The sequence below is a fragment of the Neobacillus sp. B24 genome (genome assembly GCF_055381825.1).
In genome coordinates this window covers 12,501-30,000 of record NZ_AP035777.1, presented here as the reverse complement: position 1 = coordinate 30,000, position 17,500 = coordinate 12,501, and the positions used below count along the sequence as shown (strand labels likewise).

General features: G+C 44.3%; 15 protein-coding genes, 1 tRNA gene, 2 rRNA genes, 1 other RNA gene and 1 other annotated feature (2 of these 20 only partly in view). Of the genes, 4 read left to right on the top strand and 15 right to left on the bottom strand.

All coding sequences use genetic code 11. The features are described from left to right. From ACZ43M_RS00145 to tadA, 7 genes are all read right to left on the bottom strand, one after another. A protein-coding gene (locus ACZ43M_RS00145) for a pro-sigmaK processing inhibitor BofA family protein (RefSeq protein WP_464505532.1) crosses the window boundary here: on the bottom strand, positions 1–142 show its 5' portion. It extends 122 nt beyond the left edge of the window; only the first 142 of its 264 coding nucleotides appear in the window; the start codon lies at positions 140–142; its stop codon lies off the left edge, out of view. Positions 143–251: 109 nt separating this feature from the next. Further along, positions 252–467, bottom strand: a complete 216-nt coding sequence (locus ACZ43M_RS00140) for a YaaL family protein (RefSeq protein ID WP_464505531.1) — start codon at positions 465–467, stop codon at positions 252–254. Positions 468–503: 36 nt separating this feature from the next. Further along, on the bottom strand, positions 504–1,100 hold the full coding sequence (recR, locus tag ACZ43M_RS00135) for a recombination mediator RecR (RefSeq protein WP_464505530.1): 597 nt from the start codon (positions 1,098–1,100) through the stop codon (positions 504–506). A 72-nt stretch (positions 1,101–1,172) separates the two neighbouring features. Next, a complete protein-coding gene (locus ACZ43M_RS00130; RefSeq protein ID WP_464507906.1) occupies positions 1,173–1,493 on the bottom strand; it encodes a YbaB/EbfC family nucleoid-associated protein in 321 nt (106 codons plus the stop codon). Positions 1,494–1,545: 52 nt separating this feature from the next. Continuing rightward, positions 1,546–3,240: a DNA polymerase III subunit gamma/tau gene (gene dnaX / locus ACZ43M_RS00125; protein ID WP_464505529.1), complete on the bottom strand. Its 1,695-nt coding sequence runs from the start codon at positions 3,238–3,240 to the stop codon at positions 1,546–1,548. 141 nt (positions 3,241–3,381) lie between these two features. Next, positions 3,382–3,646: signal recognition particle sRNA large type (ffs, locus tag ACZ43M_RS00120), an RNA gene on the bottom strand. Positions 3,647–3,738: 92 nt separating this feature from the next. Beyond that, entirely contained in the window at positions 3,739–4,233 is a 495-nt protein-coding gene (gene tadA, locus ACZ43M_RS00115) for a tRNA adenosine(34) deaminase TadA (protein WP_464505528.1), read from the bottom strand. Positions 4,234–4,341: 108 nt separating this feature from the next. On the opposite strand from tadA, the gene ACZ43M_RS00110 reads away from it, so the two are divergent. From ACZ43M_RS00110 to ACZ43M_RS00100, 3 genes are all read left to right on the top strand, one after another. Next, a complete protein-coding gene (locus ACZ43M_RS00110; protein ID WP_464505527.1) occupies positions 4,342–5,631 on the top strand; it encodes a LysM peptidoglycan-binding domain-containing protein in 1,290 nt (429 codons plus the stop codon). Between the two features lie 262 nt (positions 5,632–5,893). Then, a complete protein-coding gene (locus tag ACZ43M_RS00105; protein ID WP_464505526.1) occupies positions 5,894–6,556 on the top strand; it encodes a deoxynucleoside kinase in 663 nt (220 codons plus the stop codon). Continuing rightward, the gene (locus tag ACZ43M_RS00100; protein ID WP_464505525.1) at positions 6,557–7,252 is read left to right on the top strand and encodes a deoxynucleoside kinase; all 696 of its coding nucleotides are present in this window, start codon (positions 6,557–6,559) and stop codon (positions 7,250–7,252) included. Positions 7,253–7,347: 95 nt separating this feature from the next. Here ACZ43M_RS00100 and ACZ43M_RS00095 read toward each other — a convergent pair. The 6 genes from ACZ43M_RS00095 to guaB all read right to left on the bottom strand — a co-directional run bounded on the left by ACZ43M_RS00095 (position 7,348) and on the right by guaB (position 13,952). Continuing rightward, positions 7,348–7,440: transfer RNA gene (locus ACZ43M_RS00095), tRNA-Ser, on the bottom strand. 96 nt (positions 7,441–7,536) lie between these two features. Then, positions 7,537–8,817 (bottom strand): serine--tRNA ligase, encoded by a 1,281-nt coding sequence (gene serS, locus ACZ43M_RS00090; RefSeq protein ID WP_464505524.1) that lies wholly within the window; start codon positions 8,815–8,817, stop codon positions 7,537–7,539. A 175-nt stretch (positions 8,818–8,992) separates the two neighbouring features. Beyond that, positions 8,993–9,214: a binding site (T-box leader), on the bottom strand. 65 nt (positions 9,215–9,279) lie between these two features. Beyond that, positions 9,280–9,870: a pyridoxal 5'-phosphate synthase glutaminase subunit PdxT gene (gene pdxT, locus ACZ43M_RS00085; RefSeq protein WP_464505523.1), complete on the bottom strand. Its 591-nt coding sequence runs from the start codon at positions 9,868–9,870 to the stop codon at positions 9,280–9,282. Between the two features lie 67 nt (positions 9,871–9,937). Continuing rightward, entirely contained in the window at positions 9,938–10,822 is an 885-nt protein-coding gene (pdxS, locus tag ACZ43M_RS00080) for a pyridoxal 5'-phosphate synthase lyase subunit PdxS (RefSeq protein WP_464507905.1), read from the bottom strand. Between the two features lie 141 nt (positions 10,823–10,963). Continuing rightward, on the bottom strand, positions 10,964–12,274 hold the full coding sequence (locus tag ACZ43M_RS00075; RefSeq protein WP_464507904.1) for a D-alanyl-D-alanine carboxypeptidase family protein: 1,311 nt from the start codon (positions 12,272–12,274) through the stop codon (positions 10,964–10,966). A 208-nt stretch (positions 12,275–12,482) separates the two neighbouring features. Next, entirely contained in the window at positions 12,483–13,952 is a 1,470-nt protein-coding gene (guaB, locus tag ACZ43M_RS00070; RefSeq protein ID WP_464505522.1) for an IMP dehydrogenase, read from the bottom strand. Between the two features lie 106 nt (positions 13,953–14,058). Here guaB and ACZ43M_RS00065 point away from each other — a divergent pair, with 106 nt between their 5' ends. Continuing rightward, entirely contained in the window at positions 14,059–15,009 is a 951-nt protein-coding gene (locus ACZ43M_RS00065; protein ID WP_464505521.1) for a YaaC family protein, read from the top strand. 473 nt (positions 15,010–15,482) lie between these two features. Here ACZ43M_RS00065 and rrf read toward each other — a convergent pair. After that, positions 15,483–15,599: ribosomal RNA gene (rrf, locus tag ACZ43M_RS00060) — 5S ribosomal RNA — on the bottom strand. Positions 15,600–15,799: 200 nt separating this feature from the next. Further along, positions 15,800–17,500, bottom strand: a 23S ribosomal RNA gene (locus ACZ43M_RS00055); it runs 1,235 nt beyond the window's last position.

The following is a 17,500-nucleotide window of genomic DNA, read 5'->3' as shown; positions in this document are numbered from 1 at the left end:
TTAAGAAAAATAAGAATAAGGCACCGATTAGGATTTTAATGACAGCTTGTCCGGCAAATCTCGCAGACTTGATTGGCGACCCGGTAAATAGTAATAACATGATCAAACCGCCCAAAACAGCAATCACATAAATTGGTTCCAAAAAAGCGTCCCCCCAAAGTCTTTTATTATCAAGCTATGTACAAGCCGATAAAAATAGACCAAAAAGCTCAAGTGATTGGTACACTTGAGCTTTAGAAGTTAATTGTACTTTATTTTAGTGAGACTTTTCTTTCTTTTACCTCTCTTAAAAGGAGAATGTATTTTGCTTCTGCTATTTTTGTTTGGCATATAACTTCTTCAGATGGGTCAAGGCTTTTTTCTAGGAGCAATTTCTCCCGCTGCCAATATTCCTTGTACCGTTGCAGTTGGTTTAATAGCTTTTCATCATATTCTTTGCGAAGCAATCCTTTTCGCCGAAATAACATGTATTCTACCTCCGGCTATCCGTGAAAATTTCCTTTTTATAATTCCCTTCTACCTTCTAATGCTTTCGATAATGTTACCTCGTCCGCATACTCAAGGTCTCCGCCCACCGGCAGCCCATGAGCTATTCTTGTGGTTTTGATCCCTGATGGCTTTAATAGGCGGGAGATGTACATAGCTGTCGCCTCACCCTCAATATTAGGATTAGTCGCCAAAATGACCTCTTGAACAGTTTCATCCTGCAGTCGTTTCAGCAAATCAGGTATATTGATATCCTCGGGGCCCACCCCATCCATCGGGGAGATCGCCCCATGAAGGACATGATATAATCCGGTAAATTCCTTCATCTTTTCCATTGCAATTACATCTTTCGGTTCCTGCACTACACATATTATGCTCCGATCCCGGCGCTGATCTTCACAAATATAACAAGGATCTTGATCGGTGATATGACCACAGACAGAGCAATAGGTCAGGTTACGTTTGGCATTGACCAAGGCCTTCGCAAAATCAAGGACAGTGTCCTCTTTCATGCCCAACACAAAAAATGCCAAGCGGGCCGCTGTTTTTGGCCCAATGCCCGGCAGCTTCATAAAACTGTCGATTAACTTTGATATCGGTTCTGGATAATGCATCTTGATATTCCTTTCTAAAAAAGCCAAAGTACTGAGGTCAATGGCCCCAAAGTACTTTGGCATCACATGTAATTAAAATGGCAGGTTTAATCCTTTTGTAAATTGACCCATTGTATTATTTGTCAGCTCATCCGCTTTCTTAAGCGCATCATTTACTGCAGCTAAAACAAGGTCTTGCAACATTTCTATATCATCTGGATCAACAGCTTCTGGTTTGATTTGAACATCAACGACTTCTTTATGACCAGTAACAACAACCGTTACGATACCGCCGCCAGCAGTTCCTTCAATTTTTTCCTCACCTAATTGTTCTTGGGCCTCAGCCATTTTCTTTTGCATTTTTTGCATTTGTTTCATCATATTTTGCATATTACCCATTCCACCACGCATAATTACATTCCTCCAACTATTTTGTCTAGTTTTTTACCAATTAAGGCTATTTATTTTAATCAATTATTTCAACAAATTCAGCACCGAATAATTTTTTTGCCTCGGCAATATGAGGCTCTTCTTCCTGGGCAGGCGCTGCGTCTTTATCTCCCTCTTCTGCTTGGTGGCTGCTGATGAAATTTTCACGAATCGTCAGCCATTGCTCTTCAGGGACACCCAGCATCTCAAACCGTTTGCCGGTTAATTTATATAAAGCGGCCGAAACAGCTTCCAAGAAATCATGCCTGCTCATTGCCATTTGACAGAGCATCTCATGTTTAAATCTTAAAATAAACGCTGCACTTGAGGCTGCCACCGGTTCTGTTTCATTTAATAATGCAGCATGTGATTTAATTAAACTGCCTCGCATCTCGCCCCAATTCGATTTGACTAGGTTTAAATCTGGTTTTGTGGCGTGCTTTAGCACTTCATTAATTTTTCCAACCGGTGCCTGAAACGCATTTCTCGAAGTCCTTGAAGACTGCCTTTGCTGCTGCTGTGGTGCTGGCTCTTCTTGCGCAACTGCTACACCATTTGCCTTTATGCTATGCAGTTCGGCTTCAAGCTGCTCAATCCTTGAGAGCAACTGTTCCACACTACCTGTTTGAATAGGCTGTGCCTGATGGGTTTCCAATTGACATAGCTTAACAATCGCCACTTCCAGAAAAATCCTTGGATGATTGGTCCAACGCATGTCCTGCTGGGTTTTATTCAAGAACTGTATCAACTGGTAGATCTGCTCTGTCGGGGTACCTTCCGCCAATAGGCGAAACTCATCATCGAGCATTACCCGCTCAAGAGACTCCTCAAGGTTTGGAGCTGTCTTATAGAGCAGCATATCCCGGTAAAATAATATCAAATCCTCGATAAACCGTGCTGGGTCCTTACCGTGAAATAATAGCTCGTTGAGTGCCTCCAGGCCGCTGGCTACATCCTTATCTTGAAACGCTCTGGCAATTTTATTTAAAAAACCTTGCGATACCGATCCTGTCACCGTCAATGCATCTTCTACGGTAACGCGGTCCTCGCTGTAAGAAATCGCTTGGTCAAGCAAGCTTAATGCATCACGCATACCGCCTTCTGCCGCTCTGGCGATCATTTGCAAAGCACGGTCGTCGCAAGCAACTCCGGTTTCATCAACAATCAATTTCATTCGCTTCACAATTGAACCTGCAGTGATTCTTCGGAAATCAAATCGCTGACATCTAGAAATGATTGTTAGCGGGATTTTATGCGGCTCGGTTGTGGCAAGGATAAAAATAACATGCTTCGGTGGTTCTTCAAGCGTTTTTAGCAAGGCATTGAACGCACTGATTGACAGCATATGCACTTCGTCAATGATATAAACCTTGTAGTTGACGGCAGTAGGTGCAAATTTGACCTTGTCGAGGACATCACGCATTTCCTCCACTCTGGAGTTGGAGGCAGCATCAAATTCTAATACATCCGGAATCGTCCCATTGGTAATTCCGCGGCAAGCATCACATTCGTTACAAGGCTCTGCTACGGGTGCATGCTCACAGTTAATGGCCTTTGCCAATATTTTGGCCGCACTCGTCTTACCTGTTCCTCTTGGCCCGGAAAAAAGATAAGCATGCGAAATTTTCTGCTGAAGCAGGGCATTCTGCAATGTCTTGGTCACATGTTCTTGCCCGACTACATCGAAAAAGGTTTGAGGCCGCCAAACACGATATAATGCTTGATATGACAAAAGACACCGCCCCCTTCAATTTTTTTCATCTTATTCATTATACAGTAACTATTTTCATTATTTCAAAGTGTATCTATAGAGTTCACAAAAAAACTCATCCTATAATCTAGGATGAGTTTGATTTGGCATATGTAATAACTGCCGCGCACCTTCCGTCGACTGTCGCCCATAAGCGTTACTTAAGCAGTTAGCTCGGCCCAGGCACTCCTGCGGCACATGGGAGCGTCCACTTAATGCTGCTTCCTTCCGGACCTGACATGGTTCATGGATTCCCATTGCGCAGGACCCAGGCGTCAACACCACTTACTTAAGGCAGACCCTACAGACGATCAGCCTCGGGAAGGGATTCAGTCCCGCTAGAGCGGATTGCGGGTACAGGGCACCGCTACCTCCCCACCTAGCGCGGCAAAGTTGATACCAATTATTTAGTGCGTCGTATCTGACGCCTTCTTAGTATACTAACAATCTTTAAAAAATGCAATTGTTATCGATTGTAAATTACTGTAAGTTGGTCGATTGCCGTTTCGACTGCTTCTTTTTTTCCCTTATTCTTCGAAAGAAATCAGAAAGCAGTTGTCCACATTCCTGCTCAAGCACTCCCTTAACAACTTCGCTTTGGTGGTTAAAGCGTGAATCCTCCAAGAGGTTCATTAGCGTCCCGGCACAGCCGCCTTTCGGGTCGCTTGCTCCATAAACCACTCGTTCAACCCTTGATAAAATGATGGCGCCTGAGCACATTGGACATGGCTCAAGGGTGACATACAGAGTTGTATTTTCAAGACGCCAGAAGCCAGTAGCTTTGCAAGCTTGGTCAATAGCAAGCAATTCGGCGTGGGCTGTTGACAGCTGCTCCGTTTCCCGGAGATTATGGGCGCGGGCGATGATTTCGCCGTCCTTAACGATTATCGCTCCGATCGGCACCTCATTAAGTCCCTCTGCCTTCTTCGCTTCTTTTATCGCTTCCTGCATATATAATTCATCTTGGTTATCCATTTGCACTACCGCCTGTTGATTTCCTTTAAAAATTATTACCATTATATCATTTATTAAGCTTTTCATTCATAGAATGGTTGTAGCGTATTTGTGCAGGGAGGGATTTTTATGCAAATCCACGTGGTGAAAAGAAACGAAACGTTAACAACAATTGCGAGAACCTATCATTCAACCGTTCAAGATATAGTGGAAGCCAATGATCTGCCCAACCCCAATAATCTCGTCATCGGTCAAGCGTTGGTCATTCCGATTATTGGCCATTTCCATTTCGTGCAGTCGGGAGAATCTTTATATACCATAGCCAGAAGATACGGCACAACTGCTCAGGAGCTTGCAAGAGTGAATCGAATACCGATTAATCAGCCGCTATATGTCGGACTGCGTCTGTATATTCCGCAAGGACGAAAAAGAAATGCCGAATTTAATGCATATGTTGAACCGCGCGGTACCACCGTAGCACCGGCACTGGAAAACGCTGCCCGTGAAGCGGCGCCCTATTTAACCTATTTGGCCCCATTTAGCTTTCAAGCCAAGCGTGATGGTTCATTAAAGGAACCATTATTAAATCAATTCCCGGCTATTGCCAGAGCAAACCGGAATGTGTTAATGATGGTCATTAACAATCAGGAAAATGACCAATTCAGTGATGAGCTTGGTCGAATCCTATTGAATGACATGACCATTCAGGACAGATTTCTTAATAATATTGTGGCTACTGCCAAAAAATATGGCTTCCGTGATATCCACTTTGATTTTGAATTTTTGCGTCCTGCCGACCGTGATGCCTATAATCGTTTTCTACGAAAGGCATCGGAACGGTTTCACCGCGAGGGCTGGCTGATGTCAACCGCCTTGGCACCGAAAACAAGTGCGACACAAAAGGGCTTATGGTATGAAGCCCATGATTACAAAGCCCATGGACAAATATCTGACTTCGTCGTAATTATGACCTATGAATGGGGCTATAGCGGCGGTCCGCCGATGGCAGTGTCACCAATCGACCAGGTAAGAAAGGTTCTCGATTATGCCGTATCAGAAATGCCATCAAATAAAATACTGATGGGCCAGAACCTGTATGGTTACGACTGGACATTGCCGTTTGTACAAGGGACAATCGCCAAAGCGGTAAGTCCGCAGCAGGCCATCCAGTTGGCGGCCCAGCATAATGTGCCGATAGAATATGATACAAAAGCACAAGCCCCATTTTTCCGATACCGGGCAGCTGACGGCAAGCAGCATGAAGTATGGTTTGAGGATGCCCGTTCGATTCAGGCGAAGTTTGATCTCATAAAAGAAATGAATTTACGAGGGATGAGTTATTGGAAATTAGGTCTAGCCTTCCCGCAAAACTGGCTCCTGATTGTCGATAACTTTAATGTGACAAAAAGAGGAACATAATTTTTAAAAATGATGAAAACTGCCGAAATGACGGCAGTTTTTTTTAGCAACTGGCAGGAAAATATATTTCCTGTAAAATTCCATCTCCCCCTCGGTTTCAGAGTATGATAAAATAATTTCTAGTGTCGAAGAAAGCTGAATTCACGTAGAAGGTTGTCGGTATTTGACGAATTCAGTGGAAAATTTAGAGAAAATTGCATATATTATCCGGATACCCGGTTAATGATAGAGCGTGCAGGCAGTTGGAGAAGGAGGATTAAGAATGGGGGAGACACCCTTTATAACCGTTGAGGGGCCGATTGGTGTAGGAAAGACATCTCTTGCTAGAGCCATTTCGGAGCATTTTGCCATTTCTTTACTAAGAGAGATTGTTGATGAAAATCCATTCTTGGGGAAATTTTATGAAAATATCGAGGAATGGAGCTTCCAGACGGAAATGTTTTTCCTCTGCAATCGTTTTAAGCAACTGGGGGATATCAACAACCATTACTTAAGCAAAAATCAATCAGTGGTTGCCGATTATCACATTTTTAAAAATCTGATTTTTGCCCAGCGGACATTAAATCAGGATGAATATCGAAAATACTACAAGATTTATCAAATCTTGACAGAAGATATGCCTAAGCCAAATGTAATCATTTATTTAAATGCCAGTCTTGATACACTGCTAAGCCGAATTAAATTAAGAGGCCGTGAGGTTGAGAAAAATATCAGCCCGCTTTACCTCGAGCAGCTATCCCTTGACTATGAACAGACAATGGCGATTTTTGAAAAAGAACATCCGGAAATTCCAGTTCTTCGTTTTAATGGGGATGAGTTGGATTTCGTTAAAAATGAACAGGATCTCGATTATATTATCGAAAAACTGTCCTATACACTAAAAACAGCCAGCTGGACAAACACATTAACGAACGGAGGATGTTAATTGAGCATTGTTATTGGCGGAATGATAGGTCTTGGAAAAACAAGTGTAGCCGATATATTAAAGGAGCACTTTGAAAATAGAGGAATCGAAAGTAAAGTATTTTATGAAACGGTAGACGATAATCCGATTCTCCCGCTTTATTATGAATTAACTCCTGAAGAGCTGGATGCAAGACGCATTCCATTTCTATTGCAGCTATTTTTCTTAAATAAACGTTACAAAACAGTAAAGGATTGTATGAATTGGCGAAATCCCATTTATACGATTCAAGACCGCTCTATTTATGAGGACTGGTATTTTGCCTACGTCAATAAAAACTTAGGCAGAATCTCTCCCCTGGAGTTCAAGATTTATGAGGAATTAGTTGATAACATGATGGAAGAGTTAAGTGAGCTTCCGAAAAAAGCACCAGACTTAATGGTTTACTTAAGAGGCTCGTTTGATACCGTTCTCGACCGGATTATGTCCCGCGGCAGAAGCTTCGAAATCAACCCGGAATTGAAAGAGTATTATTTCGAGGTTTGGAAGGGCTATGATGAATGGGTCATGGAGCGTTATGATGCAAGTGAAGTATTGGTCATCGATATGGACACAACTGACGTGGTGAAAAGCGAAGCTGACGCTAAACGTGTTTGCACTCAGGTCGAAGAAAAACTGAATGAAATTCTATTTATAACAAAAGCGCATATTGGCTAACCGCCATATGCGCTTTCTTTTTCAAAAAAAAATTCGCTACAAAAGATTGTAACGAATTTTTATCTCCAGTTTTTATGCGCGTATTAATCTTGTGATGGCGGAGGAAGAGGGATTCGAACCCCCGCGCGGTTTAACCCGCCTGTCGGTTTTCAAGACCGATCCCTTCAGCCGGACTTGGGTATTCCTCCGTGACAACAGATGTTAATTTATCATATATTTTTACCACTGTCAACATTATTAATTCAGCTCGGGAGAAAAAATTCTCCCGAGCCTTTTTTATGCTATTAAACTGGTTTGATGACCTCACGGCCGCCCATATATGGACGCAGTACGGTCGGAATCACGACACTGCCGTCTTCCTGCTGGTAGTTCTCTAGGATAGCGGCGACGGTGCGGCCAATTGCAAGGCCAGATCCATTTAATGTATGAACATGCTCCGGTTTGGCCTTCGGGTCGCGACGGAAGCGAATGTTAGCTCTTCTTGCCTGGAATGCTTCAAAGTTACTGCAAGAAGAAATCTCCCGGTACGTGCCATAGCTTGGAATCCATACTTCGATATCATACTTTTTCGCTGCGGTGAAGCCTAGGTCGCCCGTACACATGCTCAATACCCGATATGGCAGTTCCAACAGCTGCAGAACCCGCTCGGCATCATTAGTTAATTTTTCAAGCTCTTCATAAGAATCTTCAGGCTTCACAAACTTAACGAGCTCTACTTTATTAAATTGATGCTGGCGAATAAGGCCCCTTGTGTCACGTCCAGCGGACCCCGCTTCAGAGCGGAAGCAGGCGCTGTAGGCCGCAAAGCGGATTGGCAGCTCCTCGCCGCTTAGTATTTCATCGCGATAATAATTGGTAACTGGCACTTCGGCAGTTGGGATTAAAAAATAATCCTCATTCTCGATTAAAAATGCATCTTCAGCAAACTTCGGCAGCTGGCCAGTTCCGGTCATGCTGGCGCGGTTGACCATATACGGTGGCAAGATCTCTGTATATCCGTGCTCATCGATATGCAAATCAAGCATAAAGCTTATTAACGCACGCTCGAGGCGGGCACCTAAGCCTTTATAGAAAACAAATCGGCTGCCGGTAACCTTTCCAGCCCGTTCAAAGTCAAGAATCCCCAAATGGTCAGCAACATCCCAGTGCGGCTTCGCTTCGAAACCAAAGTCGCGAACTTCGCCCCATTTACGAATTTCAACATTTTCGTCCTCTGTGTCACCAACCGGTACGCTTTCATGCGGAATATTCGGGATGCTGAGCAGCAGCATTTCCAATGTCTCTTCGACACCTCTTAGCTCGTCATCCAATTCTTTGATACGGTCGCCTACCTCGCGCATTTCCTTGATTAGATGGTCAGCATCTTGTTTCTCACGCTTTAGCTGAGCTACCTGCTGCGAAACCTCATTGCGTTTTGATTTCAGCTTTTCAGCCTCAACAATTAGTTCCCGGCGTTTTACATCCAAGTCTTCGAACTTTCCAAGGTCGGTCAAGTCTTCACCGCGATGCTGCAGTTTTTCTTTTACTTCTTCAAAATTTGCCCTTAAATGTTTTAAATCCAACATGTCCAGACACTCCTTTTTTTACTTGTATCACTACCTAGCTCCAGCGCCTAGGGGCTCGGGGTCATAAGCCAATCCGTCAAGAAGGTCAAAAAGCGACCTTCTCGCCGGCTCGTCTTATGCCTGTCGCCCCTGATCAAGGCGCTTTCGCTTTAAAAATAAAAAACTCCCGCCCCAAAACAGGGACGAGAGTTACCCGCGTTACCACCCTGGTTGACAGTTTCAACTGTCCACCTCAAAAAATAACGGTTTATCACCGAAAGTACTTACTAACCTCTTGAAGGAGGGGTTCCGTACCTTACTCGAGGAGGGATTCACAAGCATTATCCACCGATTCACACCAGCCACCGGCTCTCTTTAGAATAACCATCCTGTTACTAGTTCCTCTCATTGCTTTAATCTATGAACGATTTGTATATCTTAATGTACTATAATTATTATCCAAATGCAACCAGTTTATACTGATTAGGCAGACTGCTTTTGCTTTGTTTCTTTGACCATCTCTACAAAGTAGGCAGTGAGGCGATGGTCATCGGTTAATTCCGGATGGAAGGAACAGCCGAGGTATTGCCCTTCACGTGCTGCCACGATCCGGCCATTGTGCTTGGCCAACACCTCAACATTTTCCCCCGCGTCAACTATATGTGGCGCCCGGATAAAAACTGCAGTGAAGTTATCTGCGACATCCTTGATCGCGAGGTCGGCCTCGAAGCTGTCAACCTGACGACCAAAGGAATTGCGTTCAACACTAACATCCATTACACCGAGATGAGGCTCACTGTACCCGACAATATTCTTTGCTAAAAGAATCAAACCGGCACAAGTGCCATACATTGGCTTTCCGGTGTGGGCAAACTCCTTTAAAGCATACATAAAATCATATTTATCAATTAAACGGCGCATAGTTGTGCTCTCACCACCAGGGAGAATCAGGCCGTCAATCGCTTCTAACTCTTCTTTATGTTTAATCGCCACTGCTTCAACACCACAGGCTTCAAGTGATTGGATATGCTCACGGACAGCCCCCTGTAATGCGAGTACACCGATTTTTGTCATACTTTGTTTCCCCCTTACTTAGCCTACTGTCTAGCTCCAGCGCCTAGGACGCTTCCACTTTTCTATTTTACCATCCACGCTCCTGCATACGTGCCTCTGGAGCTAATGATGAAATCTCAATGCCTTTCATTGGTGTGCCAAGGTTCTTGGAAAGCTCAGCAATTAACTTATAGTCTTGATAATGTGTTGTAGCTTCTACAATGGCTCTGGCAAACTTCGCAGGATTTTCCGATTTAAAGATACCAGAACCGACAAACACACCGTCAGAGCCCAATTGCATCATCAAGGCTGCATCAGCAGGTGTCGCCACGCCGCCTGCAGCAAAGTTAACCACCGGTAAACGGCCAAGACGCTTGATTTCAAGCAGAATTTCATAAGGGGCCCCTAAGAGCTTCGCTTCTGTCATAAGCTCGTCCTCATTCATCGACACCACTTTGCGAACCTGAGCATTTACCTTACGAATGTGTCGAACTGCCTCCACAATGTTCCCAGTTCCAGGCTCCCCTTTTGTGCGCAGCATGGAAGCTCCTTCACCAATACGACGTGCAGCCTCACCTAGGTCGCGGCAGCCACAAACAAATGGAACGGTATAGTCACTTTTTAATAAATGATACTCTTCATCAGCAGGTGTTAATACTTCACTTTCGTCGATATAGTCAACACCCATTGCCTCAAGTACGCGTGCTTCCACAATATGGCCAATCCGTGCCTTCGCCATAACCGGGATGGAAACAGCACTCATTACTTCTTCAATGATTCTTGGGTCAGCCATTCTAGCCACACCGCCAGCTGCGCGAATATCAGAAGGTACCCGTTCCAATGCCATTACCGCAACCGCACCAGCTTCTTCCGCAATTTTTGCCTGCTCGGCATCTACCACGTCCATAATGACGCCGCCCTTTTGCATTTCAGCCATTCCGCGTTTGACTCGATCCGTACCAGTTTTCATTATTTTGTCCCCCTTTACCTTTAATAATATTTAGAAAAATAATTCCATTCAAATCAGTCGGAATTTTTAACCGATAAAATCATTAAAGCAACAAAAAAGGATTCCTGTCAAGACAAGAATCCTTTCCAACATTTACATATAAAATTAGAACCAGCCTTTAACGGTTGATGAAATACCGTTCCATACATCACCAAAGAAGTTGCCGATGCCGCGCATCATTAGCACAAACCAATTCGCTTTTTCAACATCTTGGGCAGCAATCACTTCAACTTGGACTTTCTTTTGGCCTTCCCCAGTTAAATAGCTAATTTTTTCACCATTCTTAGGTTCAACTGTTAAATAGCCGACAGTCTCACCTTTTTTAATAGGTGCAGTTAGTTCACCCTTCTTATTGACTTTCTTCTTATCAAGGACTAAAACTGGTTTGAAGTTTTCTTGCTCACCATTTTCGATAATCATATTAATGGCTGATTTCGTATAAATTTTAACCTGGCCCTCTTTACCCTTTATTACAGGAAGAGTTTTAGTGCCCTTAACCTGGTAGTGCTTTGGAATAATTTCCTCTTTTGTCGTGGTGTTAAAGGCATAATCAAGCATTTTCCTTGTTTCGCCAAAACGGGCTTTATAGCTGCCTTTTCCACTCGCGTCAACAGCATTTTGCACGACAGAGATGAATCTCTTTCCATCACGGCTTGCTGTCCCTGTGAAACAGTAACCGGCAAAATCTGTCGTACCTGTTTTAAGACCGTCAATACCTTCGTAGCTATATTGTAATCCTGGAAGCATTTCATTCCAGTTGATCATCTCAATGCGGTCTTCTGTCCCTTCACGGAAGGTTTTCTTTGGAATGCTTGCTGTTTTTAAAACTTCCGGGTATTCGTTGATTAAGTGGAACGCTAGTGTCGCCACAGCACGCGGTGACATGACGTTTTCTTCGTCTGCACCAGTACCCTCTGGATGCATACCTTGGTAATCCTTGTTATTTAAACCTGAAGAGTTAACGAATTTATAATCCTTAAGCCCAAGTTTTTTTGCTTTTTCATTCATCATTTTAACAAAGTTCGACTCAGACCCGGCAATCACTTCTGAAATGGCAATTGTGGCACCATTAGCCGAATAAATAACCATTGCCTCATACAATTCTCTTACGGTATACTTTCCGTCCTGACGTAACGGTACATTGGATAATGAGCGATTCTGTGAAATCTTATAAACCAGTTCACTCACCTGGTATTCCTGATCCCATTTCACCTTACCGTGCTTAATGGCATCGTTTAAGAGATATTCTGTCATCATTTTTGTCATACTGGCAACACCTAGTACACTATCAGCATTTTTTTCGTATAAAACCTTGCCTGATTCAGCATCAACCAATATTGCCCCGTCAGCAAGAATATTTAAAGCCGGTGCCGCTTCCGCTCGATTATAGCCGGCAAAAAGGCTAATAAACAACAGGACTGCTAAAGTGCTAGCAACATACTTTTTTACAACTAGTTTATTCACAACAAAGCCCTCCAACAAAATTTTTACACTTTGGTTATTTTAACATAACTCTAGGACAAATCATAGACAGAGCATTGACGCATTGTTTACCAGTTTATTAGTTCTTAAGGTCTAGTTAGCCATAAAAAAAGAGACACCGGAGCGTCTCTTTCCTAATCATTTACATGGAGTAATTCGGTGCTTCTTTAGTGATTTGGACATCATGCGGGTGGCTTTCCCTAAGCCCTGCACCCGTCATTTTGACGAATTGCGCAGTCATTCTTAAAGCCTCCAGGTCCTTGGATCCACAATAGCCCATCCCTGAACGAATTCCACCGACAAGTTGATAAATGGTATCAGCCAAAGGTCCTTTGTAAGGCAGTCTGCCTTCAATTCCCTCTGGAACAAACTTTTTATTGTCTTCCTGGAAATAGCGGTCTTTCGAGCCTTTTTCCATTGCAGCAACAGAGCCCATACCACGGTAAACTTTAAAGCGGCGTCCTTGGAAAATCTCTGTTTCACCAGGGCTTTCTGTTACCCCTGCCAGCATACTGCCAAGCATAACCGCATGACCGCCGGCTGCCAATGCCTTCACAATATCCCCAGAATACTTAATGCCCCCATCGGCAATAATCGTTTTACCGTGTTTCATTGCTTCGCCTGCACAGTCATAAACCGCCGTGATTTGCGGAACACCAACTCCAGCAACCACACGAGTCGTACAAATGGACCCTGGTCCAATTCCGACTTTCACCACATCCGCTCCTGCTTCAATAAGGTCCTTGGTCGCTTCCGCAGTGGCAACGTTACCTGCAATAATCGTCAAGCCTGGGTAGGCATCTCTGATTTCTTTAACGGTCTCAAGAACACCCTTGGAATGGCCGTGCGCGGTATCAACGACAATCGCATCAACACCCGCTTCCACAAGTGCCTTTACGCGTATCATTGTGTCTTTTGTTACTCCGACAGCAGCACCTGCCAATAGCCGTCCTTGTTTATCTTTAGCTGAGTTTGGAAACTCGATTACCTTTTCAATATCCTTGATGGTAATTAAGCCCTTTAAAACTCCATTGTCATCCACCAACGGAAGCTTTTCAATTTTGTATTTCTGAAGGATTGTTTCTGCTTCTTTTAAAGTTGTCCCAACCGGAGCAGTAATTAGGTTTTCTTTCGTCATTACATCCGCAATTTTAAAGGAGTAATCCTGGTCCTTCATAAAACGCAGGTCACGGTTTGTAATGATTCCAATGAGCCTCTGTTCCTCGAGATTATTAACAATCGGAACTCCGGAAATTCGGTATTTGCCCATTAAATGCTCTGCGTCAAATACTTGATGGTCTGGTGTCAGAAAGAATGGATCAGTAATAACCCCGCTCTCAGACCGTTTCACTTTTTCCACTTGCTCCGCCTGCTGTTCAATCGACATATTCTTGTGAATAATTCCAAGACCGCCTTGACGGGCCATTGCAATAGCCATCTCCGATTCGGTTACCGTATCCATTCCGGCACTAATAATTGGGATATTCAGCTTCACAGTAGGGGATAATTCAACCTTTAAATCAACATCCTTTGGCAGTACTTCAGATTTCCCGGGTATCAAAAGAACATCATCAAATGTTAAACCTTCTTTAACAAACTTACTTTCCCACATTTTAACGGCCTCCAGGTAAAAAATATTATTTGTAGGTTATCAATTGGACAAAATAGTGTCAAGGAGAATGTATTAATCTGACTCTTCTGAAAAAGGTGATTATAGGGTGTTTAGTTTATATAAAGGCTGGAACAGCTACACATGTTTCTTTTCAGCTGAATACTGCCAGGTTTATTTAAAAAGCTGCTATATGAAAAATAAGATTGAAAACCCGGAACAAAAAAGTTATGAAAATTGCTACGCCTTTCTTTATTATCTTGAGCACGGACAAATTTATTATCAACAGGCGGAAAAATCGCCACTAATTTTAAAACCAATCTTGCTCTTTTATGGCTTGGTTCATCTAATAAAGGCATGCATTTTAACTGTGGATCCACTTTATCCAGAAACAACCGCCGTGTTAGCCCATGGTGTGTCCACCAGGAAACGAAAAAAACAAAACTATCAGTTTTTCCACGATGAAGTAAAACTGCAAAAAAATGGCCTTTTTCCATTCATGTCTGAAAAATTGTTTCATGTGAAACAGTTGGATGGAGAAAAAGTCATTATGGAAGAACTACTACAGCTTATACCTGAACTGGACGAATTATTCGGGTTACTTTTAGGGAAAAAGTCACACTGCACTCTGGAGCAAGAGGAAGAAAAGCTGGTTGTTCCTGAGGCGGTACTTGACCATTATCATATGACAGAAAATCGATTGAAGGAGTTTTTAGCAGGAAAGTTTGTTAATGAAGTTGAGTTTTCTGCTGAAGGGCTGAGTATTTCAGGGATCGGAAGCCACCGCTGGATTTCGGAGGTTTCACCGCTGAAATATAACCTCGAGGGTAATTTTTGGACACTTCCGCTGCATAAGGATAAGTTTTTTCAATTTCCTGAGCTGCTAATCCACTATTTATTGTTGTATAACTTAAGCATGATTGCCCGTTATGAAACGGAATGGTGGAGTGAACTAACAAAAATGATGCCAAACCAGGATTATCCGTTTATTGAGGCGTTTCTGGACATCACGATGAAAAAAGGACCGTTTTTGATTTATCAATTCTTGATGGGGAAATAGGGTTGATGGTGGAGTGGAGTAGGTGGAGTGTTAGGAATTGACGGTTGGCTGCTCTGATCCGGCTTGTTGGCGTAGTAGGAAGGCGAAATTAGGAGTGTTAATGCTCTAATAGACGCTATTGGCGTAATGGGTGGTAGAAAAATCGTGGATTACTACTCCAATAAGTTGTATTGGCGTACTATATGGGTAAAAATTTGTACTTTACTGCTCCAATAGGTTCTATTGGCGTACTATATGAGTAAAATTCGGAGTTTTGTATACCAATTATAGTTTGAAAAAATTATATCCGCGGTTTTTCACCGGATATCCGCGAAAAACAAAATATATCCGCGTTAATTTGATTTTATCCGCGAAAAAACAAATATATCCGCGAAACTCCCAATATATCCGCGAAACTCCATTTTTCAAAGCCAATTACCCTTTTAATAAAACAACACAAAAAAGACAACCATTTTTCAGGTTGTCTTTTGCTAGCCCGGCAACGTCCTACTCTCACAGGGGCTTTCGCCCCAACTACCATCGGCGCTGAGAAGCTTAACTTCCGTGTTCGGTATGGGAACGGGTGTGACCTTCTCGCCATAGTTTCCAGACTATTTTTTTGAGGTTCATTCCCTCAAAACTAGATAATGCAGAAGAAGTATTAGTAAACCGAATAATCATGTTGACTTGTCTAGCTTCGGCTCCTAACTTCTCGGCCGTTTCGGTCCGTCCCAACAAATCCAAAATCGGGATTTGCCGTGCCGGCCCTCCAACGTCTGTCGAAGTTGGACAGTCGCCTCCGCTTTTCTATTTGGTTAAGTCCTCGATCGATTAGTATCAGTCAGCTCCACATGTCACCATGCTTCCACCTCTGACCTATCAACCTGATCATCTTTCAGGGATCTTACTAGCTTGACGCTATGGGAAATCTCATCTTGAGGGGGGCTTCATGCTTAGATGCTTTCAGCACTTATCCCGTCCGCACATAGCTACCCAGCGATGCCTTTGGCAAGACAACTGGTACACCAGCGGTGCGTCCATCCCGGTCCTCTCGTACTAAGGACAGCTCCTCTCAAATTTCCTGCGCCCACGACGGATAGGGACCGAACTGTCTCACGACGTTCTGAACCCAGCTCGCGTACCGCTTTAATGGGCGAACAGCCCAACCCTTGGGACCGACTACAGCCCCAGGATGCGATGAGCCGACATCGAGGTGCCAAACCTCCCCGTCGATGTGGACTCTTGGGGGAGATAAGCCTGTTATCCCCGGGGTAGCTTTTATCCGTTGAGCGATGGCCCTTCCATGCGGAACCACCGGATCACTAAGCCCGACTTTCGTCCCTGCTCGACTTGTAGGTCTCGCAGTCAAGCTCCCTTGTGCCTTTACACTCTACGAATGATTTCCAACCATTCTGAGGGAACCTTTGGGCGCCTCCGTTACTCTTTGGGAGGCGACCGCCCCAGTCAAACTGCCCACCTGACACTGTCTCCCACCCCGATCAGGGGTGCGGGTTAGAATTTCAATACAGCCAGGGTAGTATCCCACCGACGCCTCCACCGAAGCTGGCGCTCCGGCTTCTCAGGCTCCTACCTATCCTGTACAAGCTGTACCAAAATTCAATATCAGGCTACAGTAAAGCTCCACGGGGTCTTTCCGTCCTGTCGCGGGTAACCTGCATCTTCACAGGTACTATAATTTCACCGAGTCTCTCGTTGAGACAGTGCCCAGATCGTTACGCCTTTCGTGCGGGTCGGAACTTACCCGACAAGGAATTTCGCTACCTTAGGACCGTTATAGTTACGGCCGCCGTTTACTGGGGCTTCGATTCAGAGCTTCGCTTGCGCTAACCCCTCCTCTTAACCTTCCAGCACCGGGCAGGCGTCAGCCCCTATACTTCGCCTTGCGGCTTCGCAGAGACCTGTGTTTTTGCTAAACAGTCGCCTGGGCCTATTCACTGCGGCTCATCACAGCTATTCACCGTAATGAGCACCCCTTCTCCCGAAGTTACGGGGTCATTTTGCCGAGTTCCTTAACGAGAGTTCTCTCGCTCACCTTAGGATTCTCTCCTCGCCTACCTGTGTCGGTTTGCGGTACGGGCACCTTTTATCTCGCTAGAGGCTTTTCTTGGCAGTGTGGAATCAGGAACTTCGGTACTATATTTCCCTCGGCATCACAGCTCAGCCTTTGTGAGAAGCGGATTTTCCTGCTTCTCAGCCTAACTGCTTACACGCGCATAACCAGCAGCGCGCTTACCCTATCCTCCTGCGTCCCCCCATCACTCAAACGATAAAGAGGTGGTACAGGAATATCAACCTGTTGTCCATCGCCTACGCCTTTCGGCCTCGGCTTAGGTCCCGACTAACCCTGAGCGGACGAGCCTTCCTCAGGAAACCTTAGGCATACGGTGGACGGGATTCTCACCCGTCTTTCGCTACTCATACCGGCATTCTCACTTCTAAGCGCTCCACCAGTCCTTACGGTCTAGCTTCAACGCCCTTAGAACGCTCTCCT

Coding starts and splice junctions, on each gene's coding strand:
- guaB (WP_464505522.1), bottom strand. CDS start 13,952: ATGTGGGAAAGTAAGTTTGTTAAAGAAGGTTTAACATTTGATGATGTT.
- serS (WP_464505524.1), bottom strand. CDS start 8,817: ATGTTGGATTTAAAACATTTAAGGGCAAATTTTGAAGAAGTAAAAGAA.
- recR (WP_464505530.1), bottom strand. CDS start 1,100: ATGCATTATCCAGAACCGATATCAAAGTTAATCGACAGTTTTATGAAG.
- tadA (WP_464505528.1), bottom strand. CDS start 4,233: ATGGATAACCAAGATGAATTATATATGCAGGAAGCGATAAAAGAAGCG.
- ACZ43M_RS00110 (WP_464505527.1), top strand. CDS start 4,342: ATGCAAATCCACGTGGTGAAAAGAAACGAAACGTTAACAACAATTGCG.
- ACZ43M_RS00140 (WP_464505531.1), bottom strand. CDS start 467: ATGTTATTTCGGCGAAAAGGATTGCTTCGCAAAGAATATGATGAAAAG.
- ACZ43M_RS00105 (WP_464505526.1), top strand. CDS start 5,894: ATGGGGGAGACACCCTTTATAACCGTTGAGGGGCCGATTGGTGTAGGA.
- pdxT (WP_464505523.1), bottom strand. CDS start 9,870: ATGACAAAAATCGGTGTACTCGCATTACAGGGGGCTGTCCGTGAGCAT.